19 protein-coding genes are annotated in these 22,047 nt (G+C 73.4%); 12 read left to right on the forward strand and 7 right to left on the reverse strand.

Annotation, left to right across the window (positions count from 1 at the left end):
• Positions 1 to 46 precede the first annotated feature (46 nt).
• The gene (locus BLT43_RS15360) at positions 47 to 1,732 is read right to left on the reverse strand and encodes a hypothetical protein (RefSeq protein ID WP_131802676.1); all 1,686 of its coding nucleotides are present in this window, start codon (positions 1,730 to 1,732) and stop codon (positions 47 to 49) included.
• A 334-nt stretch (positions 1,733 to 2,066) separates the two neighbouring features.
• Here BLT43_RS15360 and BLT43_RS18760 point away from each other — a divergent pair, with 334 nt between their 5' ends.
• From BLT43_RS18760 to BLT43_RS15380, 5 genes are read left to right on the forward strand one after another with little or no spacing between them, the layout of a single operon-like run.
• Complete coding sequence (locus BLT43_RS18760) at positions 2,067 to 3,227, forward strand: glycosyltransferase family protein (RefSeq protein WP_131802677.1); 1,161 nt, start codon at positions 2,067 to 2,069, stop codon at positions 3,225 to 3,227.
• Position 3,228: 1 nt separating this feature from the next.
• A complete protein-coding gene (locus BLT43_RS15365; protein ID WP_165612637.1) occupies positions 3,229 to 4,134 on the forward strand; it encodes a PIG-L deacetylase family protein in 906 nt (301 codons plus the stop codon).
• A complete protein-coding gene (locus BLT43_RS15370) occupies positions 4,131 to 4,946 on the forward strand; it encodes a formyl transferase (RefSeq protein ID WP_090114260.1) in 816 nt (271 codons plus the stop codon). Before BLT43_RS15365 ends, BLT43_RS15370 begins: the two co-directional genes overlap by 4 nt.
• 8 nt (positions 4,947 to 4,954) lie before the next feature.
• Positions 4,955 to 5,902 carry a sulfotransferase family protein gene (locus tag BLT43_RS15375; protein WP_090114262.1) on the forward strand — a complete coding sequence of 316 codons (948 nt, stop codon included), beginning with the start codon at positions 4,955 to 4,957 and terminating at the stop codon, positions 5,900 to 5,902.
• Positions 5,899 to 6,930: a glycosyltransferase family 2 protein gene (locus BLT43_RS15380; RefSeq protein WP_090114264.1), complete on the forward strand. Its 1,032-nt coding sequence runs from the start codon at positions 5,899 to 5,901 to the stop codon at positions 6,928 to 6,930. Before BLT43_RS15375 ends, BLT43_RS15380 begins: the two co-directional genes overlap by 4 nt.
• Here BLT43_RS15380 and BLT43_RS15385 read toward each other — a convergent pair.
• Both BLT43_RS15385 and BLT43_RS15390 read right to left on the reverse strand, forming a co-directional pair.
• Positions 6,866 to 8,059, reverse strand: coding sequence for a glycosyltransferase family protein (locus tag BLT43_RS15385; RefSeq protein WP_090114266.1), 1,194 nt, complete (start codon positions 8,057 to 8,059; stop codon positions 6,866 to 6,868). The genes BLT43_RS15380 and BLT43_RS15385 overlap by 65 nt on opposite strands.
• A 61-nt stretch (positions 8,060 to 8,120) precedes the next feature.
• Positions 8,121 to 9,308, reverse strand: a complete 1,188-nt coding sequence (locus BLT43_RS15390) for a glycosyltransferase family 2 protein (protein WP_090114268.1) — start codon at positions 9,306 to 9,308, stop codon at positions 8,121 to 8,123.
• A gap of 302 nt (positions 9,309 to 9,610) precedes the next feature.
• Here BLT43_RS15390 and BLT43_RS15395 point away from each other — a divergent pair, with 302 nt between their 5' ends.
• The 3 genes from BLT43_RS15395 (at position 9,611) to BLT43_RS15405 (ending at position 14,237) form a co-directional block, all read left to right on the forward strand.
• Positions 9,611 to 10,582, forward strand: a complete 972-nt coding sequence (locus BLT43_RS15395; RefSeq protein WP_165612638.1) for a sulfotransferase family protein — start codon at positions 9,611 to 9,613, stop codon at positions 10,580 to 10,582.
• A gap of 62 nt (positions 10,583 to 10,644) precedes the next feature.
• Positions 10,645 to 12,939 carry a GumC family protein gene (locus BLT43_RS15400; RefSeq protein ID WP_131802678.1) on the forward strand — a complete coding sequence of 765 codons (2,295 nt, stop codon included), beginning with the start codon at positions 10,645 to 10,647 and terminating at the stop codon, positions 12,937 to 12,939.
• On the forward strand, positions 12,936 to 14,237 hold the full coding sequence (locus BLT43_RS15405) for a polysaccharide biosynthesis/export family protein (protein WP_090114273.1): 1,302 nt from the start codon (positions 12,936 to 12,938) through the stop codon (positions 14,235 to 14,237). Before BLT43_RS15400 ends, BLT43_RS15405 begins: the two co-directional genes overlap by 4 nt.
• A gap of 70 nt (positions 14,238 to 14,307) precedes the next feature.
• Here the strand turns inward: BLT43_RS15405 and BLT43_RS15410 are convergent, their stop codons facing one another.
• Positions 14,308 to 15,186: a family 16 glycosylhydrolase gene (locus BLT43_RS15410; RefSeq protein WP_165612639.1), complete on the reverse strand. Its 879-nt coding sequence runs from the start codon at positions 15,184 to 15,186 to the stop codon at positions 14,308 to 14,310.
• Positions 15,187 to 15,190: 4 nt separating this feature from the next.
• Entirely contained in the window at positions 15,191 to 15,880 is a 690-nt protein-coding gene (locus BLT43_RS15415; RefSeq protein ID WP_090114277.1) for a hypothetical protein, read from the reverse strand.
• A gap of 176 nt (positions 15,881 to 16,056) precedes the next feature.
• Here BLT43_RS15415 and BLT43_RS19390 point away from each other — a divergent pair, with 176 nt between their 5' ends.
• Together BLT43_RS19390 and BLT43_RS15425 are read left to right on the forward strand one after the other, a co-directional pair.
• Entirely contained in the window at positions 16,057 to 16,992 is a 936-nt protein-coding gene (locus tag BLT43_RS19390) for a glycosyltransferase family 2 protein (RefSeq protein WP_165612640.1), read from the forward strand.
• Positions 16,989 to 17,909 (forward strand): glycosyltransferase family 2 protein, encoded by a 921-nt coding sequence (locus BLT43_RS15425; RefSeq protein WP_165612641.1) that lies wholly within the window; start codon positions 16,989 to 16,991, stop codon positions 17,907 to 17,909. The genes BLT43_RS19390 and BLT43_RS15425 overlap by 4 nt, the downstream gene beginning before the upstream one ends.
• Here the strand turns inward: BLT43_RS15425 and BLT43_RS15430 are convergent.
• Both BLT43_RS15430 and BLT43_RS15435 read right to left on the reverse strand, forming a co-directional pair.
• Positions 17,885 to 18,856, reverse strand: a complete 972-nt coding sequence (locus tag BLT43_RS15430; protein ID WP_242652316.1) for a glycosyltransferase family 2 protein — start codon at positions 18,854 to 18,856, stop codon at positions 17,885 to 17,887. The genes BLT43_RS15425 and BLT43_RS15430 overlap by 25 nt on opposite strands.
• 208 nt (positions 18,857 to 19,064) lie before the next feature.
• Positions 19,065 to 19,319 carry a hypothetical protein gene (locus BLT43_RS15435; RefSeq protein ID WP_090114285.1) on the reverse strand — a complete coding sequence of 85 codons (255 nt, stop codon included), beginning with the start codon at positions 19,317 to 19,319 and terminating at the stop codon, positions 19,065 to 19,067.
• Between the two features lie 515 nt (positions 19,320 to 19,834).
• Here BLT43_RS15435 and BLT43_RS15440 point away from each other — a divergent pair.
• Both BLT43_RS15440 and BLT43_RS15445 read left to right on the forward strand, forming a co-directional pair.
• The gene (locus BLT43_RS15440; RefSeq protein ID WP_090114287.1) at positions 19,835 to 20,518 is read left to right on the forward strand and encodes a sugar transferase; all 684 of its coding nucleotides are present in this window, start codon (positions 19,835 to 19,837) and stop codon (positions 20,516 to 20,518) included.
• 47 nt (positions 20,519 to 20,565) lie between these two features.
• Entirely contained in the window at positions 20,566 to 22,041 is a 1,476-nt protein-coding gene (locus tag BLT43_RS15445) for a UbiA family prenyltransferase (protein WP_090114289.1), read from the forward strand.
• Positions 22,042 to 22,047 lie beyond the last annotated feature (6 nt).

The raw sequence follows: 22,047 nt of genomic DNA on the forward strand, positions 1-22,047 counted from the left end.
GGTTGCGGCCAGTGCTGTGCCCGGAGCGATGAGCGGTGCGGTGCGCTCACGCGCCCGTCCCCTCGCCCAGAAGGCGCAGATCGTCCCATCCGACCGGCACGATGCGCGGATCGCTCGTGGCGGCCAGCCAGCCGCGTTCGGCAAAAGCAGTGGTGCATCGCCCGTCCTCCATCTCCATCACGACCGGCAGGTAGGTGGCGCGGAACCGCTCCTGCCGCAGCATCTGCCGCACGCCGGTGGCGCCGGCCATGGCCGGCTCGGTCCAGCCGCGGCGCTGGCATTCGGCCTTGTGGTACTGGGCGATCAGCTGCGGCGGATCGGTCCAGAACACGCCCGGGTCGAAGCTCGCATGGTTTCGCATCCCGGTCTTGATCGGCTTGGCATGGGCCATGGCGACCCAGTTCAGCCCCATCAGGTCGCGCATCTCGCCCTCGTAGGTCAGCGCGATGCCGCCGGCGGCCACGACGCCCAGCAGCGGCTGCGGCGAGAAACTGTTGAGGTAGCGGCCGAAGGCCTCGCCGCGCGCCGAGAGGCTGTATTCCCAGGCGATGCGGAACCGCTCCTGCCGGAAGGCGGCGGCGTTCATCGCCACCCAGCCGGCCGCGACCGCCAGCGCCAGCACCGGCAGCGCCCGGCGCGCGGCGGCAGGGGCCGGCCCGGCGAGCCAGCCCACCGCCAGCGCCAGCGGCATCACCAGAAGCGGCATCGCCGGCTGGTAGAAGCGCCACATCGCGAAATGGTCGCCGCCGAGCATCACGTAGGTCGCGAGCAGGCCGAACAGCGCGGTGGCGCAAAGCACGAGGCTGCGCCGGCCCGGCGCGGCCGCCGCCGCCCGCCGGCCGCGCCACAGCGCCGCCACGGCCAGCGCCGCCAGCGCCAGCCAGGCCAGCACCAGCGCCTCGGCGAAGGGGTGGCCGAACAGGAAGCTCGCGAGGTACTTCGCGCCGTCGAAGGCGTTCTGCAGCCGGTCGGCCGAGACCTTGGCGTAATAGGTGTTGGGGAAGGGCTGGCCGAAATAGGCCAGCCGCCCGAGGGTGAGCACCGCCGCCGACAGGGGCGCGGCCAGCGCCGCGCCGGCCAGCCCGCGCCAGGCCAGCGGCCGCAGCGCCAGCGCGCCGAGCGCGAGGCCGGTCGCCACCGCCACCCCCTCGGGCCGGGTCAGCGGCAGCAGGAAGGCCGCCGCCAAGAGCGCCGGGTCGGGCCGGCGCGCCGGCTCGGGCGCCTCGAGCGCGGCGGTCAGCCGGTCGAGCAGCCACAGGATCAGCGCCGTCCACAGCGCGATCTCCATCATCGACCAGACCGACCAGATGAAGAAGCCCGGCAGTCCCGCGAGCCCGATCAGCAGCCCCGCCGTCACCGCCGCCGGCGGCAGCCCGGCGCCGAGCCGGCGCGCGAGCCTGAGCGCCAGCGCCACGGCGATGACGCTGAGCGTGAAGCCCAAGCCCAGGATCAGCGGCTCGACCGGCAGGCCCGAGCGGTAGAGCGGCACCAGCGCCAGCGTCCACAGCAGCGAGGTCGCGCCCTCCACCCGTTCGCCGCCGACGTTGTAGACGAAGCCGTGCCCGGCGGCGATGTTCTGCGCGTAGGAGCGGGTGATCGCGGCATCGTCGATGCCGTTGGCGCCGGGCGAACCGGCCAGCGCGTAGGCCAGCGCCGCCATGACCGCCGTCGCGGCCAGCGCCAGGACCAGATCGAGCCGGGCGCGGCCGACCGAAAACACAGTATTTCCCATGGCGGGATCCGTACCGAACATCGACACTCGTGACCTGACGGGACGGCTGCGAGGCACGCCCCGGACGCCGCGATTGTCGGCAGGCCGGCCGTGCAATGCAAGCCTTGAGTTGACGCCGGGGCAGGTCTAGAGTTCCGGGGACGGGCAACGCCCCGATGGTTCGAGTGTTCATGGTTCTGGGCCGGCCCGGCCCCGTTTTCGGAGGGCGAGTTGCCGAAGATTTTCCCTGCCAGCCCCTGCGCGGCGGCCCCGTCACCGGGGCGCGTTTTGCCGCCTGTCGATGCCGGGCGTGTCGATCCCGGGCGCGCACGCGTGGATGCGGGGCGCGAGCGCCATGCTTGACGCGGTCTGCGTCGTCGATCCGCGCTTTGCCGGCGGCACCGGCGCGGCGGTGGCGGCGGATCTGCGCGGCCTGCTCGCGGCCGGCCGCCGGGTCGGTCTGGTCGAGGCGCGCAGCCATTACCTCGACGACGGCGCCGGCCCGCGCAGCCGGGTGATCGCCGAGCTTTGCGCCGACCCGCGGCTCGAACGGATCGCGCCGGGGCAGCCGGTCGAGGCGCGGGTCGCCTTCCTGCACCACCCGATGAGCTTCTTTCGCGGGCTCGAGCGGCCGGTGCCGCTGCGGGCCGGGCGGGCCTTTCTCGTGGCCCACCACCTGCCGTTCCGCGGCGACGGCTCGCTGCAATACGAGCCGGTGACGACGGCGCGGCGCTGCCGCCGCGCGACCGGGCTGGTGCCGCACTGGCTGCCGGTCTCGGGGCTGTGCCGCCGGCAGCTGCGCTCCTTCGCGCCGCTGATCCGGCTCGCCGCGACCGACTGGCCCAACCTGTTCGACCCCGAGGACTGGCAGCCGCGCCGGCAGCCCTTCTCGGGCGCCGATCTGGTGATCGGCCGGCATGGCCGGGCCGACCCGCTGAAATGGCCCTCTGGCGCCGCCGCCATCGCCGCGAGCCTGCCGCGCCTGCCGGGCGCGCGCATCCGGGTGATGGGCTGCCCGGTCGAGGCGTTCCGCGCCGCGGGCGTCGACATGACCGGCTGGGAGATCCTGCCCTTCGACGCCGAGCCGGTGGCGAGCTTCGCCGAGAGCCTCGACGTCTTCGTCTACCATTTCCACCCCGATGCCAGCGAAAGCTTCGGCCGCACCGTGGCCGAGGCGATGCTGATGGGCGCGGTTTGCGTGCTCGACCCGCGGCTCGAGCCGAGCTTCGGCGACATCGCGCTCTACGGCCCGCCCGAGGCCACCGCGGCGCATGTGGCGCGGCTGCGCGCCGACCCGGTGGCGGCGCGGCGGCTGGCCGAACGGGCGCGGCAGGCGATGCTCGACCGGCACGGTCTGCAGGGGCTCGCGCCGCGCTTCGCGGCGCTTCTGTCGGATGCCGGCGAGCCCGGCCGCGCCGGGCCGCGCCACGCCTCGCCGCTCAGCGCGGCGCGCAAGGCGCTGGGGATGCTGCGCCGGGGCGAGATGTTCACGCCCGGCCTCACCGGAAGGGGATGAGATGACCGAGACCGCCCAACCCCCCGTGCAGCCGCCAGCGCAGCCATCCGCGCAGCCGCCCGCGCTCGACCGGCTGCGGCGCCGCTTCTGGGCCGGGGCCGAGCGCGGCGCCTGCCGCCTGTTCCACGCGGCGTTGGCCCTGCGGGCGCGCGACGCCACCGCGCAGGCGGCGCTGCGCCCGGCGCTGGTGCTGGCGCCGCATGCCGATGACGAGAGCCTGGGCTGCGGCGGCATCATCGCGCTCAAGCGCGCGGCCGGCACCCGGGTCGAGGTGCTGGTCGCGACCGACGGCACCGCCTCGCACCGCGCCGAGCCGACCCGCCGCACCGGGCCGGACGCGCTCGCGGCGCTGCGCCGGGCCGAGACGCAGGCGGCCTGCGCGACGCTCGGCCTCGCGCCGGAGCGGCTGGGCTTTCTCGGCCTGCCCGACGGCCGGCTGGCCGAGCACGAGCCGCGGCTCGCCGCGGCGATCCGGGCGCGGCTCGCCGCCGCCCGGCCCGACGAGGTCTATGTCTGCGCGCTGCGCGACGGCCACCCCGACCACGCGGCACTGGCCCGTGCCGCCCGCACGGCGCTGTCGGGCCCGGCTGGGCAGGGCATCGCGCTGCGCGAATACCCGGTCTGGAGCTTCGATTTCCGCAGCTGGCGGCGGCCCGGCCGCAACAGCACCGGCTTCCTGCTGGGGCTGCGCGACATGGCGCGGGCAGCGGCGGGCTGGCGCATGGCGGCGGTGCGGCTCGGCCCGGCCCGGCAGGTCAAGGCCGAGGCGCTGGCGCAGCACCGCTCGCAACTGGGCACCTACCCGGCCGAGCCGGGCTGGTCCGGCCTGCCTTCGCATTTCCTCGCGCATTTCGCCGGGCGCCGCGAGCTGTTTCGCGACGTGGCCCTGCCGGAGCGGCGGCCATGAGCGGCGGCATCGTGCTGATGTGCCACGAGGCGCCCTTCGGCCGGGCGATGGCGCGGGCGATGGCGGCGCGCTTCGGCACGGAGCTGTCCGGCGTCATGGTGATCGACCGCCGGCCCGGGCGCCGGCAGCGGCTGGCGCGCTGGCTCGCCCGCTGGCGCCGCCCGGCGCTGGAGCGGCGGCTGGAGCGGGCCGAGCGGCGGCTGGCCGCGGCGGCGGCGCGCGACTTCGCCGCGCGGGCCGCGCCGCCGGAGGACTGGCCCGAGCGGGTGGCACTGCTGCGCACCGCCGACCCCAATGCCGAGCCGGGCCGCGACTGGCTCTCGGCGCTGGCGCCCGAGCTGCTGGTGGTCACCGGCGCGCCGATCCTGCGCCCCGCGCTCTTGGCGATCCCGACCGGCGGGGCGCTGAACCTGCATTCCTCGCTGCTGCCGGCCTATCGCGGCAGCCAGGCCGAGTTCTGGCAGGTGCTGGAGGGCGGCTGGGACAGCTGCGGGCTGAGCGTGCACATGATCGACGCCGGGGTCGACACCGGCGCGATCGTGCTGCAGCGGCCGCTCGCCGCCGGGCCGGGCGACAGCCCGCAGGCGCTGCGGATGCGCAACCTCCTGGCCGCGCTCGAGGCGGTGCCCGAGGCCGTGGCGCAGCTGCGCGAGGGCCGCGCCGTGCCGCGTCCGCAGCCGCCCGGCGCGCCGGCGCGGCGCGCGCGCGACCGCACGCCGGAACTCAGGGCGCGGCTCCTGCGCCAGATCGGGCATCCGGGTTTCACGGACGCGCCGCCCGAGCCGGCCGCCGCCGGGGCGCGGCCGGCATGAGGCGGGCGTTGCGCCAAAGGGCGATCGCCGCGACGCTGCGGATGCGCGGCTTCGCGCCGGAACAGGCACTGCTCCTGTCCTGCGACCCGCGCAGCGGCTCGACCTGGCTCAGCGAACTTCTGGTCGCCGCCGCGCCGAGCGCGGTGATCTGGGAGCCGTTCCACCTCGATTCCGCGCCGCGGGTGCGCGAGGCGGGCTTCGCCTGGCGGCAGGTGATCCCGGCCGAGGCCGACTGGCCCGAGGCCGAGGCGCTGGTGCGCGACATCCTGTCGGGCCGCTGCATCAACGACTGGACCTCCTGGGCCAGCAGCTTCGGCGAGTTCCTTGCCGCCGAGCGGCTGGTGGTGAAATGCTGCCGCGCCAACGGCTTTTTGCCCTGGATGCTGCGGCGCATCGCGTTCCGGCGCCGGCCGATCCACTTCCTGCGTCACCCCTTCGCGATCGCCGCCTCGCAGATCCGGATGGGCAATTTCGGCACCGACGGCATGGCCGCCGATCTCGAGCGCGGCCCCTTCGCCGCCGACTTCGTCGAAAGCGCCGCCTATATCCGCGGTCTCGAGACCGACGAGGAACGGATCGTGGCGATGTGGTGCCGGGTGCAGGGCCCGGCGCTGCGCGACCCGGTCACCGCCGAGAAGGCGGTGCGCCTGCATTACGAGACGATGACGCTCGACCCGGCGGCCGAGATCGGCCGGCTCTTCGCCGCCTGGGGCGAGCCGGTGCCGGAGCCGGTGCTGTCGCGGGTGCGCCGCGCCAGCCGGATGACCGAGGATGCCAGCCTGCTCGACGCGCCGGAGGCGCAGGTCGGCAAGTGGCAGACGCATTTCACCGACCGGCAGGTGGCGCGGATGGGCCGGGTGCTGCGCGATTTCGACATCGCGGCCTATGACGAGACGCCGCTGCCGCGGCGCTTGGAAAACTCGCCGGCCGCGCCCGCCGCGGCGAGCCCGGCATGACGCGCCAGGACGCGCCGCGCGAGGCGCTGCAGGAGATGACCCGAGACGCGCCCCGCGCCGCGATCGTGATCGCCGCCTACAACGCCGAAGCCACGATCGGCCGGGCGGTGGGATCGGCGCTGGCCCAGACCCTGCCGGTCGAGGTGGTGGTGGTCGATGACGGCTCGACCGACGCCACGGTGGCGGCGGCGCGGGCCGCCGGCGGCGACCGGGTGCAGGTGCTGCGCCAGCCGCGCAATGCCGGGCCCGCGGCGGCGCGCAACCGCGCGATCGAGGCCAGCCGCGCCGACTGGATCGCGGTGCTCGACGCCGACGACCACATGGCGCCCGACCGCATCGCGCGGCTGCTCGAGGAGGCGGAGCGCGACCGGCTCGATTTTCTCGCCGACGACATCTACCGGGTCGAGCAGGCGCAGCCCGAGGCCACCGGCAACCGGCTCTGGAGCCGCGAGGATTTCGGCCGGCTCGAGCTGAGCTTCTGCGATTTCGTCGCCGGCAACCGGCACAACCGCTTCGGCCGACGCGGCGAGCTGGGCTTCGTCAAGCCCCTGATGCGGCGCGGCTTTCTCGACGCGATCGGGCTGCGATACGACCCGGATCTGCGGCTGGGGGAGGACTACCTGCTCTATGCCACGGCCTTGGCGGCGGGCGCGCGGTTCCGTCTGGTCGACCCGCGCGGCTACTTCGCCGTGGCGCGGCCGGGCTCGCTCAGCGCGCGGCACAGCACCCGCGATCTCGGCGCGATCCTCGCCGCCGACATGGCGCTGGCGCGCCGCCCCGGCCTCGGCCGGGCCGAGCGGTCGGTGCTGCGCCGCCATGCCGGCGACATCCGCAAGGAATGGGCCTGGCGGCGGCTGATCGACGCGGTGCGCGCGCGCGACGCCGCGGCGATCGCGCGTCTGGGGCGCGAGCCGCCGGCGGTGCTGTGGTCGCTGGCCGGCAAGCTGGCCGAGCAGGCGCGGCTCAGATCGGCCCGGCGGCTGCGCGCACGCGGCTGGGATCGCGGTCAAGAGCCGCCTCGACCATAGCCCTGATCTCGGCCGGCCCCTCGACGAAGCGCGAGGCCGGCAGCTCGAGCAGCCGCCGGCTGTGCCGCTCGATCTCCTCGGGCGCCTGCAGCAGCCGCTCGATCAGCGCCGGCAGGCTGTCCTCGGCCGGATCGTCGAGCGCCCAGCCGGTGCCGTCGGCCATCAGCCTGCGGCCGGTCTCGGTGCCGGCCGGCGCGATCGCCGGCACGCCGTGATGGCCGCCCTCGTAGATGCGGTTGGGGATGAGCCAGTTCGAGTTGTGCCCCGCCGCGAACCAGTCGCCGGCCCAGACGAGGTCGAGCCCGCCATAGATCTGCGGCAGGTCGGTGGCGCCGGAATAGGGGCCGAAATAGATCATCCGGGTGTCGGCCAGCTCGGCCTCGAAGCGCGGGAAGACCGCGCGCGCCGGGTAGCCGTGCAGCCGCAGCTCCAGCCGCTCGCCGAAGCGCTCGGCCAGCGCCGCCATCAGCTCGAAGCTGCGCCGGCAGCGCAGGTTGCCGACCCAGCCCAGCCGCAGGCGTCGTCCCTCGGGCCGCACCGGCGCGCTCGGGCGCGGCCCGGCCTCGGAAGCGATCAGCCGGTTCTCCATCAGCCAGCCGGTGTAGAGGCCGGGATGGTGCTGCGCGAAATAGGCGCTCTCGAATCGCGGCGAGGAATAGACGAGGAGCCGGCTGCGGCGCAGCAGCGCGCCTTCCAGCCCGCGCAGCCAGCGCGCCACCCGCCCCTCGCCGACCAGCAGGTCGTGGATGTCGAGGCATTCGTAGACCACCGGCACGTCCAGCCGGTTGCGGTGGCGGAAGGCATGGGCGCAGGCCAGCATGTCGAGGTTGCGGGCGTAGATCAGGTCGATCTCGCCGAGCGCCGGGTGCCGCGCCGCGCCGAGCCGGGCGCTGCGCAGAAGCGGGCCGATCCGGCCGGCATAGGAGTTGTCGCGCGTCCGGCCGAGCGAGATCCAGTCGAAGCCGGTCTCGGCGGCAGTGCCGCGATAGGGCATGACGCCGATCACGTCGTAGCCGGCGCTGGCGAAGGCGCGGGCGCGCTTGCCCACCGTCGGCTCCTGCGCGTTGTGGCCGAAGAAGGCGATGCGCAGCGGCCGGTCCCGCCGCGACGGGGCGCGCGAGATGATCACGGCGCCGGACCCGGGCGGAGCCCGGGGCGGGGGCAGGGGCGGAGGCAGGGGCCGGGCGCGGCTACCACCGGTAGGCCTCGACCGGCAGGGCACGGCGTTCGTGCAGGGCGGGGCCGGCGCCCGGCGGGCGCAGCGGCAGGCCGGCGGCGGCGAGGATGCGGCCGAGCCGCAGCATCTCGGCCCGGTCGCGCCGGTGCCAGGCGCGGCGCAGCGACCACAGCAGGCCGCGGCCCAGACCGGCCGCGATCTGGCGCCCGGCCCGGCCTTGGCGGGCCAGCGCGGCGAGGCGGCGGCGTTCGGGCGCGCTCAGCACCACGCCGTGCTTGCCCGAGACGGCGCGGCGGCAGATCGCCAGCTCGGCGGCGGCGAGCGGGGCGTCGGGCGCGATGCGGGCGGCGGCCTCGAGATCGTCGAAGGCGTGGCCCCAGTCGTTGCGCCGGGCATAGACCGCGCCGCGCTGCAGCCGCGCGGCGCGGGCGCGCCATTCCGGCTCGGCCTCGAACATCGCCTCGAACAGCGACAGCGGCAGGCCGGGGCGCAGCCCCTCGAACACCACCCGGTCCTGCGCCGCCCAGACCGCCTCGGAGGCGGAGGCGGCGTGGCGCCGTGCCGCCGGGCCGCGCGCGCCGTCATGCTTGCGCTGCAGGAAGACCACCTCCTCGCTCATCGCGACGGGGTAGCGCGCGGCCAGCCGCACGATCATGTCGTAATCGATCGAGCGGGCGAGGTCGGCGCGGAACGGGCCGACCCGGTCGTAGCAGTCGCGCCGCACCAGCGTCGCGTTCTGGAACAGGAAGATGTCCTCGAGCAGATGGCGCAGCACCGAGCCCTGCGCGAGGTCCGGCCAGTAGCCGGCATCGGTGATCTCGCGGCCGCCGGGGCCGTCGCGGAAGCGGTTGTAGCCGGCGCCCGCGAGGCCAATGCCCGGGTCGGCGTCGAGCATCCCCGCCAGCCGCTCGGCCGCCTGCGGCAGCGCGATGTCGTCGTCGTCGCAGATCCAGATGTAGTCGCCCCGCGCCTCGGCCAGGGCGCGGTTCAGCGCCGCCGACTTGCCGGCATTGGCGGCGGCGAAGTAGCGCAGCCGCGGCTCGGCGATTTCGGCCACTTCCTCGGCGGTGCCGTCGCTCGATCCGTCGTCCCAGACGATGATCTCGCGCACCGGCCGGGTCTGGGCCTGCACGGACTCGATCGCCTCGCGCAGATACCCTCTGCGATTGTAGGTGGGGATGATGACCGAGATGTCTGGCACCGGGCGTCCGATCCTTCAATTGGTCCTGGACCCACTATTCCGACAATCCGGGCGCCTGTCCATTGGCGCCGCGTCGTCACGGAATTAACTGGCAATTTATGCTCGCCTCAAAGTGGTAATTCGCCAAATCAATACTTTGGTTAGGTCCTAGCGCGTTCGAACGAGTTGTCGATCTAGCCCACCCGGTGTATTCTCATTTCCGGACCTTGATTTACGCTTCGTGTTTACCGATGCGCCGGAACGGTCCCGCCGGCGTGGTTTTTTGGGTACGGGTGCGCGTGATCCAACCTGTTGTTCAGCCAATGGCAGAATCCGGCGGCGCCGCGGGGCGCAGCGCCGCCCGTCGCTATCCCGATTTCATCATCGGCGGCGCGCCGAAATGCGGCACGACCTCGCTGCATTTCATCCTCGATCAGCATCCGCAGATCGCCCTGCCGCATGACGAGGTGCATTTTTTCGACGCCGACGATCCGCTCGCCCATCCCGATTTCCTGCACGTCGAGGGCGACCGGCTGCGCTGGTACGATCCGCGCCCGGACCCGGGCCAGAACCTCGACTGGTACGCCGATCGCTTCCCCTCGGGGGCCGCGATCCTGGGCGAGGATTCCACAACCTATCTGATGAGCGAGGTCGCCGCGACGCGGATCGCGGCGTTGCTGCCGCGGGTCAAGCTGATCTTCATGCTGCGCCACCCGGTCGACCGGGCCTATTCGCAGTATTGGCACCTGATGAAGACCTCGCGCGTCACCGTCGGCTTCGAGCAGGCGATCACGCGCTTTCCGCACATCCTGATGGGCTCGAGCTACCTGTCGGGGCTGCGCCGCTTCCAGTCGGCGCTCGGGCCCGACCGGGTGATGGTGCTCTTGTTCGAGGAATTCCGCCGCGACATGCAGGCCAGCCTCGACGCGGTCACCGGCTTTCTCGACGCCGCGCCGATCACGGTCGACCCCGAGCGCAGCTGGTTCAACCGCACCCGCTACCCGGCCAACCCGGCGCTGATGCGCCAGGCCAACCGGATCGGCCGGCACCTCGTGGCCGGGCGCTACCGGCGGCACATGGGCGGGCCGGCCGGGCTGGGCCGCCGGGTCGAGACCAAGCTGCATCACTGGTGGTTCGCCCATCTCAATCCCCGGCTGATGACCGCGCCGCGCCCGCCGGCGATGCGCGACGACACCCGCGCCTATCTCGAGCAGCACCTCTCGGCCCGCAATGCCGGGCTCTCGGCCCTGCTCGACCGCGATCTCGCCGCGCTGTGGCCCGGCATGCGCTGCTGACGGCGGCGCCCCTCAACCGGCCCGGGGCATGCGGCCCCGGCCACAGGACGGAGCTGGACGACGTGAACAGACAATCTGGCGCCTTTGGTTTCCTTGTCGACGACCCGGTGGATTTCCGCCCGCGCGAGGGCGGGTCGGGCCTGTCCGAGATCCTGCTCTTCCTGCGCCGGCGCTGGCTGATGATGGCGGCGGTGGTCGCGGCGATGATGGTCGGAGCCGGGTTCATGCTGGTCACCATCAAGCCGAGCTACACCGCCACGGCCGAGCTGACCCTGATCGACCCGCGACAGGGCACCACGCCGATCGCCGACCTGCTGACCGGCGTGCCGCTGAGCCGGCAGCTGGTCGAGCAGGAGATCACCACGATGCGGTCCAAGGCCTTCATGATCGAGGTAGTCAAGAGCGTCGACTTGCCGCCCGACTCGCCGATCTGGCAGGCCGAGCTGGACCCGCTGCCGGTGCGCCTGGTGCGCGACCTGAAGGCCGCCATCACGCGGCTGGTGCAGCAGGACACGCCGGCCGCCACGGCGCCCGACGGCACCGCCCTCGACGGCGCGGCCGACCCCGCGGCGCAGGCCGGCGACGCGCCGCCGCCGACGCCGGAGGCGCTGCAGGACCCGGCCTTCGAGCTCCTGGCCGAGGACCTGCGCCAGCACGGGCCGGCCGCCGACCTGATCGCCGGCCGACTGCAGATCGCGCAGCGCGGCAACGGCTTCGTGATCGCGGTCTCGGCGCAGTCGACCGACCCGGTCGCCGCCGCCAAGCTCGCCAACGCCACCGCCGGCGCCTATCCGGGCTTCAGCCTCGGCATCAAGGGCGAGGCGATCGAGGAGCAGGTGCAGCTGCTCAGCGACCGGGTCGAGGCGCTCGGCGCCGACGTGCAGCGCGCCGAGACCGCGGTGGTCGATTACGGCGAGAGCGTGATGGGCGCCGATGACGGCGAGCGGCTGTCGCAGCAGATCGCCGAGCTGAACCGCCGGCTGATCGACGCCGAGGCCGACATCCTGCGCGCCGAGGCGCAGCACGCGAAGGTGCTCGAGGCGGTCTCGCGCGACGGGCCGGTGGCCGCGGCGGCGGTGCTGACCTCGCCGATCCTCGGCCAGCTCAGGGCCGAGCTGTCGCGGCTCCGGATCGAGCGCAGCCGCGCCGGCGCGCAGTTCGGCGCCGACAGCCCGCAGGTCGGCGCCATCGACGCGGTGATCGCGCGGCTCGACGAGGAGATCGGGCTCGAAACCAACCGCATCGTCGCGCAGCTCGATTCGGAGGCCCGCGTGGCGCGCAGCATCGCCGCCTCGATCGACGCCGAGATCGCCGCGCTCGAGACCCAGCTCTCGGCCAGCACCCGCAGCATGGTCGAGCTGGGCAACCTGCGCCGCATCGCCGACGCCAACCGCGTCGCCTACGAGCAGTTCCTGCGGCTGGCCACCGAATCGGCGCAGTACAAGGCGCTGCAGCAGCCGACGATCCGCCTGCTCTCCTATGCCGAGGTGCCGCAGAACCCGAGCGCGCCGCGCTACCTGGTGCTGCTGGCCGGCGCCGGCCTCGCGGGCCTGGCGCTGGCGGTCGGGCTGGCTCTGGCGGCCGAGGCGATGAACAACCGCGTCGTGACCGCGGGCCAGCTGCGCGGGCTCTCGGGCCTGCCGGTGATCGGCAGCTTCGGCCGGCTCGGGGCGCTGTCGCGCCGCCGGATCGAGCCGGTCCTGACCGGCGCCGCCGCGCCGCGCGGCCGGGCGCAGCACCGGCTGCTGGCCGAGGGCCAGCAGGTCGCGACCTTCCTGTCGAGCTCGTTCGACCGCGCGCGCGCCACGATCTGCGTCACCTCCGCCGTGGCCGGCGAGGGGCGCAGCGTCACCGCGCTGCTGCTGGCGCGCGCCTTCGCGCGCAAGGGCGAATCGGTGCTGCTGATCGAGGCGGATGGCAGCACGCCGGGCCCGGCCGTGCCGCCGCCCGAGGCCGACCCCGAGCTGAGCGCGCCGATCGTCGCCACCCGCGCCGGCTTCGACCGGCTGGCGCTGAGCGAGCTGGTCTCGGCCGATGCCAGCGCCCTGTCGGAGCGCTGGAAGGCGACGCTGATTGAGAATCTCGCCCGCGACTACCAGTACATCGTGATCGACGCCGCGCCGGCGCTGGCCTCCAGCGGCGGCCTCGGCTTCGTCAACGAGGCCGACGCGATCGTGGTGGCGACGCGCTGGAACGCCACCGCCCGGCAGGCGGTGGAGGGCTGCGTGCAGCGTCTGCGCGACCTGCATGCCAAGAACATCTACATGGTGCTGACGATGGTGAACCGCCGGGCGGAACGCAAATACGAGTATCGCGGCTTTGCCCGCACCCTCAAGACCCGCCGGGTGGCGGCATGAGCCGGTCGGCGCGGCGGCTCGGCCCGGTGCTGATGCCGGTGCTGGTCCCGGTTCTGGGGCCGGTTCTGGGGCTCATGCTCGGGCTCGCGCCCGCCGGGCCGCTGGCGGCGCAGGGCGCGGCCGAGCCGGTCGCGGCGACCGAGGCCGCCGAGTACCAGCTCGGCCCCGAGGACGTGCTGGCGCTGCGGGTGGTGACCTGGGACGAGGCGCGCGCCAGCTACCAGCCGATGGAGGGTCTGGCCGGGGAGTACCGCGTCTCGGCCGGCGGTACGGTGTCGCTGCCGGTGGTCGGGCGGATCAGCGCCTCGGGGCTGACCCTGCAGGCGCTGAGCGAGGCGGTCTCCGCCGGGCTCAAGGCGCAGGCCGGCCTCTACCAGCCGCCGGTGGTCTCGCTCGAGATCGCCGCCTACCGGCCGTTCTACATCTCCGGCGACGTCACCGATCCGGGCGCCTATGCCTGGCGGCCGCGGCTGACCGCGAGCAAGGCGCTGGCGCTGGCCGGCGGGCTCTACCGCAACGGCCGCGGCGGCGCCCAGGCCGAGGGCGAGCAGCTGCGCGAGATCAGCTCGCTGCGCAGCGTCCAGGTCGAGCTGGTGCGGCTCCTGGCGCGCGCGGCCCGGCTCGAGGCGGAGCTGGCCGATGCCGAGGCGATCACCTTCCCGCCCGGCCTCAGCCACCCCGACGGCGCCGTGGCGGTCGAGCGGATCAAGGCCGAGGAGCGGGCGATCTTCGATCTGCGCGCCGAATCCTTCGCCCGGGCCGAGGCCTCGAGCGAGGCGCTGATCGCGCTGCACGAGACCGAGCTCGCCGGCCTGAACGGCAAGCTCGAGGGCCATGAGCGCCAGCTCGCGATCATGCGCGAGCAGGTCGAGCGGCTGCGCGGGCTCGTCGAGCGCGGCACCGTGGTCGCCAACCGGCTGGTCGATGCCGAGCGCACCCTGACCGACCTCGCCGCCGAGGAGCTCGACTTCAACACCGCGATCTTCCGCGCCCGCCAGCGCATCGGCGAGACCGAGCGCGACCTGCTGCAGGCGCGCGACAACCGCGGCCGCGAGGTGCTGACCCAGCTGCAAGAGACCCGGCGCGGCATCGAGCTTGCGACCAAGCGCGAGGCGATGCTGATCGGGCTGGCCGCGGCCAGCGGCACCCGGCCGGTCGACCTGCCGGTGGTGACGGAGATGCGGGTGCGCCGCGCCGGCACGCGCGGCACCGAGGTGCTGAGCCTCGGTCCGGACGACCCGATCCTGCCGGGCGACGTGCTGGAGATTTCCCAGACCCTGCCGATGATCGGCAACTGAGCCCGGCCCGGGAACGGGGCGCAGGGCTGGTCGCGGGGCGGCCGGGGCGACCCGGCCGCCCCGCCCGGTTTCAGCTGCCGTTCAGCAGGTCGCTGCACTGGCCCTGGCTGCCGCCGGCCGGCACGAAGGACACGCATTGCAGCAGCGCCTCGCCCGAGGCGTCCTCGGGCGCGTTGCCCGACCAGTAGGTCTGGTTCTGACCGCCGGCCCAGAGGTCGACATAGATCTTGGCCGGCGGTTGCGGCACCTCGTCGGCCCCCTCGAGCCGGAAGATCTCGGTCTCGCCGGCATACCAGACCAGCCGCTCCGGGCTCCATTCGAAGGCGTAGAGCCGCGGCCGGTCGGCGGCGTCGAAGCCGAGCTTGAGCCAGGGCGGCTCCTCCAGCGGCGCGCCGTCGATGAAGCGGTTGACGTAGACCCGGTTGGTGTCGCGGCCGAGGAACTCGATGTCGATCTCGCGCTGCGGATCGCCGAAATGCGGCCCGGTATAGACGTAGAAGGCGGTGATCAGGCCGCGCCCGCTGGCCGGGCGCAGGATCACCTCGTAGCGGCCATGGCCGTACCAGCCGCGCCGCTGCAGCTGGCCGCTGGTGAAGGGCTTGGAGGTCTTGCCGGCGCGCATCAGCGCGCCGTCATCGGCGGCGATCGCCTCGGGCGCGACGCGGTCCTCCGCCTCGGTCGGGCGCAGCGCGAAGCGCAGGCCGCCCTCCTCCTGCGTCAGCCCGTCATTGCGCCAGCCGGTCCGGAACCAGTCGGCCGGGTGGTCGTACTGCGCCACCCACCAGTTGGCGTCGAGCCCGGTGATCGGAAAGACGCTGCGGAACGGCACGCCGGGCTGTCGTTCGCGCGCCGCGCCGGGTGGCGCCGCGGCCATCAGGCCGCAGGCCACGGCCAGCGCCAGCAGGGCGGACCCGGAGCGGGACCACCGGGGAAGGGCGGTTATCGGCATCGCGTCAGTACTCCCATCCATGCAGTGCGATCTCGTCGGCGAAGGCGTGCTCGATCAGCCGCCGCTGCGCGGGCGCGAAGACCTCGCGATGCGACCGCCGGTCGGCGCGCAGCCCGGCCTTGGCCCGCGGCAGCCCCTCGAAGGGCAGCCCGAGCTCCTCCATCAGCTCGGCCAGCGCCTCGGCCAGCCGGTCATAGGGCAGCACCCGGTCGACGATCACCCGGCCGTCCGCGTCGCAGTAGAACGGCGCGTTGCGGCAGAACACGCCCTTGGCGAGGTAGCCGTCGAGCGTCAGGCCGGGGTCGTGGTGGCGGTGCCAGTCGGCGTTGCGGAACATGTGGTAATGCGACAGCGTCTTGTCCCACGGATTGCGCTCGACGCAGAAGGTCAGGTAGCCGTCCCAGACCCGCGCCGGCAGCCGCGCCCGCGCGAAGCGCGCCGGGATGTGGTTGTAGAAGCGCCTGGCCTGCGCCAGCTCGCGCAGGTTCTTCGACAGGTCGGCGCGCGAGCGCACCCCGCGCCACGGCGCGAACAGGCCGCGCCAGTTGCGCGGCGCGTGATCCTCGACCGGCGGGAAGATCGGCGTCACGACGTCCTCGGGGCCGCAATGCCGCGCCAGCGCCTGCTCGATGCTGGTGCCTGCGGTCTTCAACGTCTTGACGAAGATGAATCTGTGACGATGCGAAACGATCATCGCTGAACCCGAACCATTGACCGGCCCGCGCGAACCGGTGGCGGACTGCGGCCAGCTTAGACCGAGACCGGCGCGCCGGCCAAGGCCGTCTTGTCCTTGCGTCAATCCTCCCCGGCAACAATACTGAGAGCGAATCGGGTTTGCATGTCGGTGGTGCCAGTGACGGAGAAATGCAGATGACGGATCGCGACCCGCCCCTGCCTCGCCCCCTGATCACGATCTGCGCCTGCACCTACCGGCGGCCCAAGGGTCTGACGGCGCTGCTGCGCTCGTGCCGGGCGCTGCGCACCCGGCCCGATTTCGACCTGCGCTTCGTGGTGCTCGACAATGACGACACGCCCTCCGCCCGCGAGGTGGTGGCGCGCGAGACCCGCGACTTCCCCTGGCCCTGCCGCTACCTGCACGCGCCCGAGCCTGGCATCCCGGTGGTGCGCAACCGCGCGCTCGAGGCGGCGGGCGAGACCGGCTTCATCGTCTTCGTCGACGACGACGAGACGGTGACGCCGGACTGGCTGCTGGCGCTGTGGGACACCCAGCGCGCCACCGGCGCGACCTTCGTGCAGGGGCCGGTGCGGATGCTGGTGCATGACGCGCGCGACGAATGGTGGCTCTCGACCCTGTTCTTCCGCCAGCGCCGCTTCGCCGACCGCGCCAAGCGGCAGGAAAGCTGGACCAACAACGTCATCGTCGATCTCGACTTCGTCGCCCGCACCGGCTGCCGCTTCGAGGAGCGGCTGCGCTATGACGGCGGCACCGACACGCTGTTCTTCCAGGACATCGTGCGCCATGGCGGCCGCGGCGCCTATGCCGCCGAGGCCTGGGTCTGCGAGCTGCAGCCCAAGAGCCGCCTGACCTGGCGATGGGCGGTCAACCGGCAGTTCCGCTACGGCGCCACGCGGGCGATGACGGTGCGGCTGCGCGAGCCGCCGGGCCGGGCCGCGGCCTATTGCCTCTTGCGCGGCGCCGGCATGGCGGTGGTCGGCACCGGGCTCCTGGCCAGCGCGGCGCTGCGCGGCCGGGTCGGCATCGCCGACGGCGTGGCGCTGTGGTCGCGCGCCGCCGGGATCGTCTCGGGCATGGCCGGGCTGCGCAAGCTGGAATACGCGCGGTGAACGGCCCGCCCGACATTGAGATCGCGATCTGCACCTTCCAGCGCGAACATGTCGCGACGACGCTGGCATCGCTGGCGCGGATCGAGCCGCCGGCCGGGCGCCGGGTCGCGGTGATCGTCGCCGACAACGACGACACGCCCTCGGCGCGAGCGCGGGTCGAGGCCTGCGCGCTGCCCTTTCCGCTGCGCTACATCCACGCGCCGGCGCGCAACATCTCGGTGGCGCGCAACGCCTGCCTCGAGGCCGCCCGCGCGCCGGTGCTGGTCTTCATCGACGACGACGAGACCGTGGCCCCGGACTGGCTGGTGACGCTGCTCGCCAAGCAGGCCGAGACCGGCGCCGAGGCGGTGCTGGGCCCGGCGATCTCGGTCTATCCCGAGACCGCGCCGGGCTGGATGCGGCGCGGCGACTTCCACTCCTCCCGCGCGACCCGCGTGGGCGGCGAGATCCGCACCGGCTACGGCTGCAACACGCTTCTGATGCGCGAGGCGCCGGCGCTGGCCGGGCTGCGCTTCCGGCACGAGCTGGGCCGCTCCGGCGGCGAGGACACGGTGTTTCTCGCCGAGATGCACCGCCGCGGCGGCCGCATCGCCTATGCGCCCAAGGCGCGGGTGTTCGAGGTGGTGGCGCCGCATCGCGCCCGGCTGGGCTGGCTGCTGCGGCGCAAGTTCCGCTTCGGCCAGACCCACGGCCTGCTGCTGCGCGAAACCGGCGCGGGGCAGGGGGTGGCGCGGCTGCGGGCGGTGGCGCTCGCGGCGGCGAAGTCGGCGCTTTCGCTGGTGCTGTGCGGCCTGAACTTCGCGCGGCCGGTGGCGCGCGCGAAATGGCTGCTGCGCGCGGTGTTCCATGCCGGGGTGGTCTCCAAGCTCACCGGCGGCCGCGAGGCCGAGCCCTATGGCCGCGACCAGCCGGTCTGAGCCATCTGCCACAGGAAACCCGCGCCCCAGGCCGCGTGCATGATCGCCAGCGCCGGCCCGGCCCAGAGCCCGTGGGCCGCGCGCAGCGCCACGGCGCCGACCAGCGAAGCCGCGGCCAGCGCCGCGAGATAGAGCGCCGCGGGGATCAGCGCCGGCGGCCAGACCGGCCCCAGCAGCAGCCCGACCGCCAGCAGAACGAGGTTGATCGCAGGCGCCAGCTGCCGCAGCCGCGGCTTCATCCGGTGCTTGGCGACGGTGCGCGCCCGGCCGCGGCCGTAGTTCCAGTATTGCCGCGCCAGCGCCGCCGGGCCCGGCCGCATCCAGTAATCCAGCCGCAGCCCGGCATCGAGCCAGACCCGGCCGCCGGCGCGCGCCAGCCGGTGGTCGTACTCGGCGTCCTCGTTGTGGCTGAAGCCGGGGTCGTAGCCGCCGATCCGCCGGAACCAGTCGAGCCGGAAGCCGGCGTGATGGGCATGATCGACCCAGCCCGAGCGCGCGCCGCCGCGATGCGCCGAGCCGCCGGAGCCGAGCGGCGTGTCGACCGCCCAGGCGGCGGCGCGGGCGAAGCCGCTTTCGCCGCGCGCGTCGAGCACGCTCGCGACGGAGGCCGCCTCGGGCCGCGCGGCCAGCGCCGCGGCCACCCGGCGCAGATAGCCCGGCGGGTAGAGCGCATGCGCGTCGCAGCGCACGAGGTAGCGATGCCCCGGCCCGGCCTGCCGCTCTACCGCACGGTTGATCCCGGCCGATTGCAGCCGGCCGGGGTTGTCGACCAGACGCAGATTGGCGAAGCGCTGCGACAGTTCGGCCACGCGCTCGCGCGTGCCGTCGCGGCTGCCGCCATCGGCGACCACCACCTGCACCTCCCGGGCGAAGTCGCAGCCGGCGATCAGCGAGCGCAGGCAGGGTTCGATCCGTGCTGCCTCGTTCAGCGTCGGGATTACCACCATCACCTCGTCGGGACGGGGGAGCAGATCAGGCAGCGTTTCGGGGGGGATCGGCGGGCCGGCCTCGGACGGATGGGGGGCGGGGACGGCGGGGCTTTGAACAACGGGCATGGCACTGGCACACAAGGACTGTCGCAAAAGGGCTGTCACGTCGCCCCATGCTAGCCGCCTCCCGGCCGCCGGCAAAGCCCGGTCTGCGGGGGCTGCGGGGTCAGCGCCGGCTGCGGTGCGCCAGCGCCAGCACGGCGAGGGTCAGCGCCGCGCCGATCACGCCGTGCAGCGGCACCGCCCACCACAGCGAAAGACCGGCGGCGTGCAGCAGCCACAGCGCGGCGACGAGCGAGACCGGCAGCGTCGCCAGCGCCACGGCGATCGGGCTGGACAGCCAGCGCGGCTGACCGATCCGGTCCCGGCTGACGAAGTTCTGCGCCCCTGCCTTGCGGCCTTGCTGCTTTGCGACCTGCACCCGTGATCTCCTTGCTGGGTTGGTCCGACGCTAGCGATTCCGCGGCGCCCGGACAATGGAGCCTTGCGGCCTGTCGGCGCCGAACCGCTGCTGGATAGGCAACCGTCGGCCCGGCGCGCCGGTTCCCGCGGCGATCGGCCATATAAACAATTAGATCTATATTGGTGATCAAATTTCAACCAGAAATTACATGGCCATTATTAACAATGTCTTACCCAATGACTCGCGGCCGTTTTCGGCAATTGAACACACAAACCACCTAACTTTAAAGATGTACTTAATATTGCACAGATTTCTTGCTCAATCGGCGGAAGCTGGCGTAAGATGAATTCGGGATCCGAGCGGGCGGCCCAATTCCAGTCCGCCACCCCGTGAACGGCTCGCCGTTCTGCAGGCCGCGCGGTTGCGGCGCGCAAAGCGGCGGACCCCTTTTGGTATTGGCCCGGCCCCGGGCCGATCTGTGCCTGATGCCCGTCGGGGCATCACCTTGTGTTTAACTAGTACGGAATGTCGCCATGGGGCATCTTTCTGCGACGACATCGGGCAAGGACTCGGATTTCGCGCCCCGGCACCGCCGCCGGGGCGCCTTGCGCTATGTCGAAATCCCGAAACGCGGCCTGGACCTGCTGCTCTGCCTGGTCCTGCTGCCGACCATCCTGCCGATCATCGCCTTCCTCTATCTCCTGGTGCGCCTCGATGGCGGGCCGGGCTTCTTCGGCCATCAGCGGATCGGCCGCGACGGCAGGCGCTTCCGCTGCTGGAAGATCCGCACCATGGTGCCCGACGCGCAGGAGCGCCTCGCGGCGCTGCTGGCCGCCGACCCCGAGGCGCGCGCCGAGTGGCAGCGCGACCGCAAGCTGCGCCGGGACCCGCGCGTCACCCGTCTGGGCGGCTTCCTGCGGGCCAGCTCGCTCGACGAGCTGCCGCAGATCTGGAACGTGCTGCGCGGCGAGATGAGCCTGATCGGCCCGCGCCCGATCACCGCCGCCGAGCTGATGCGCTACGGCGCCGAGAAGGGCGTCTACCTCGCCCTGCGCCCCGGCATCACTGGCCTGTGGCAGGTCTCGGGCCGCAACGACCTGAGCTACGACCAGCGGGTGCGGCTCGACGCCGAGTACCAGGCCCGGGTCTCGCTCGGCACCGATCTGCGGATCCTCTACCGCACCGCCGGCGCGGTGCTGATGCGCACCGGGCTGTGACGGCGGTCGCCCGCCCCGCCCGCGGATTTGCCCTCCGGAGGCCCGCCATGGACAACCGCCACGAGTTCCGCAGCGCCAGCGCCGCCACCCCGGCCGCCGTGCTGGTGGTCGATCTGGACGGCACGCTGATCCGCAGCGACATGCTGTACGAAAGCTTCTGGGCGGCGCTGTCGCGGCGCTGGACCTGCCTGTTCTCGGCGCTGGCGGCGCTGCGCGAGGGCCGCGCCCCGCTCAAGCGGCGGCTCGGTGCGCTCGGGCCGGTCGACCCGGCGCTGCTGCCCTACAACGACACTGTGCTCGACTACATCCGGCGCTGGCGCGCCGGCGGCGGCCGCGCGGTGCTGGTCTCGGCCGCCGACCAGCGGCTGGTCGAGCGGATCGCCGGCCACCTCGCGCTGTTCGACGAGGCGCATGGCTCGGACGGGGCGCAGAACCTCAAGGGCGGCCGCAAGGCGGCCTTCCTGACGCAGCGCTACGGCGAAGGCGGCTTCGCCTATGTCGGCGACGCCGCGGCCGACCTGTCGGTCTGGCGCGTCGCGGGCCACGCCGTCACCGTCGATGCCGGGCCGGGGCTGTCGCGCCGGGTCGAGGCCGGAACCGGGACCGGCTCGGTCGAGCATCTGAGCACGCGTTCGGGGCGCGCCGCGCCGCTTCTGCGCGCGATGCGGCCGCATCAATGGCTGAAGAACCTGCTGGTCTTCCTGCCGATGCTGGCCGCGCAGCAGTTCGACGCGGCCACCTTCGGCCAGAGCCTCCTGGCCTTCGTCGCCTTCAGCGTCATCGCCTCCTCGGTCTACCTGCTCAACGACCTGCTCGACCTCGCCGCCGACCGCGCCCATCCGCGCAAGCGCCACCGCCCCTTCGCCTCGGGCGCGCTGCCGCTGGCCTGGGGCACGGTGCTGGCGCCGGGGCTGGCGCTCACCGGCTTCGCGCTGGCCTTCGCGCTCGGGCCGGCCTTCGCGGCGGTGATGGTGCTCTATTACGGCTTCACCACCGCCTATTCCTTCCATCTCAAGCGCCGGCTGGTGGTCGACATCTGCACGCTGGCCGGGCTCTACACGCTGCGCATCATCGCCGGCGCCGTCGCCACCGGCATCCCGCTCTCGGTCTGGCTGCTGGCCTTCTCGATGTTCTTTTTCTTTGCGCTGGCGGCGATGAAGCGGCAGGCTGAGCTGGTGTCGGCGGCGCGGGCGGGCGGCCGGGCCGCGCATGGGCGCGACTACCGGGTGGACGACCTGCCGCTGATCGCCAACATGGCGGTCTCCTCGGGCTACATCTCGGTGCTGGTCATGGCGCTCTATCTCAACACCGGTGCGGTGCAAGACCTCTACGCCTCGACCACCCCGCTCTGGGGCATCTGCCTCGTGCTGCTGTTCTGGATCAGCCGCATGGTGATGATCACCCATCGCGGCTGGATGGACGACGACCCGGTGGTCTTTGCCGCGCGCGACCGCGTCTCGCTGATCTGCGCGGCGCTGATCTTCGGCTGCGCGCTGGCCGGGGCGGCCGGGGCACTGGCATGAGCGCTG

Origin of the sequence: Limimaricola pyoseonensis (assembly GCF_900102015.1) — a bacterium.
GTDB lineage: Bacteria > Pseudomonadota > Alphaproteobacteria > Rhodobacterales > Rhodobacteraceae > Limimaricola > Limimaricola pyoseonensis.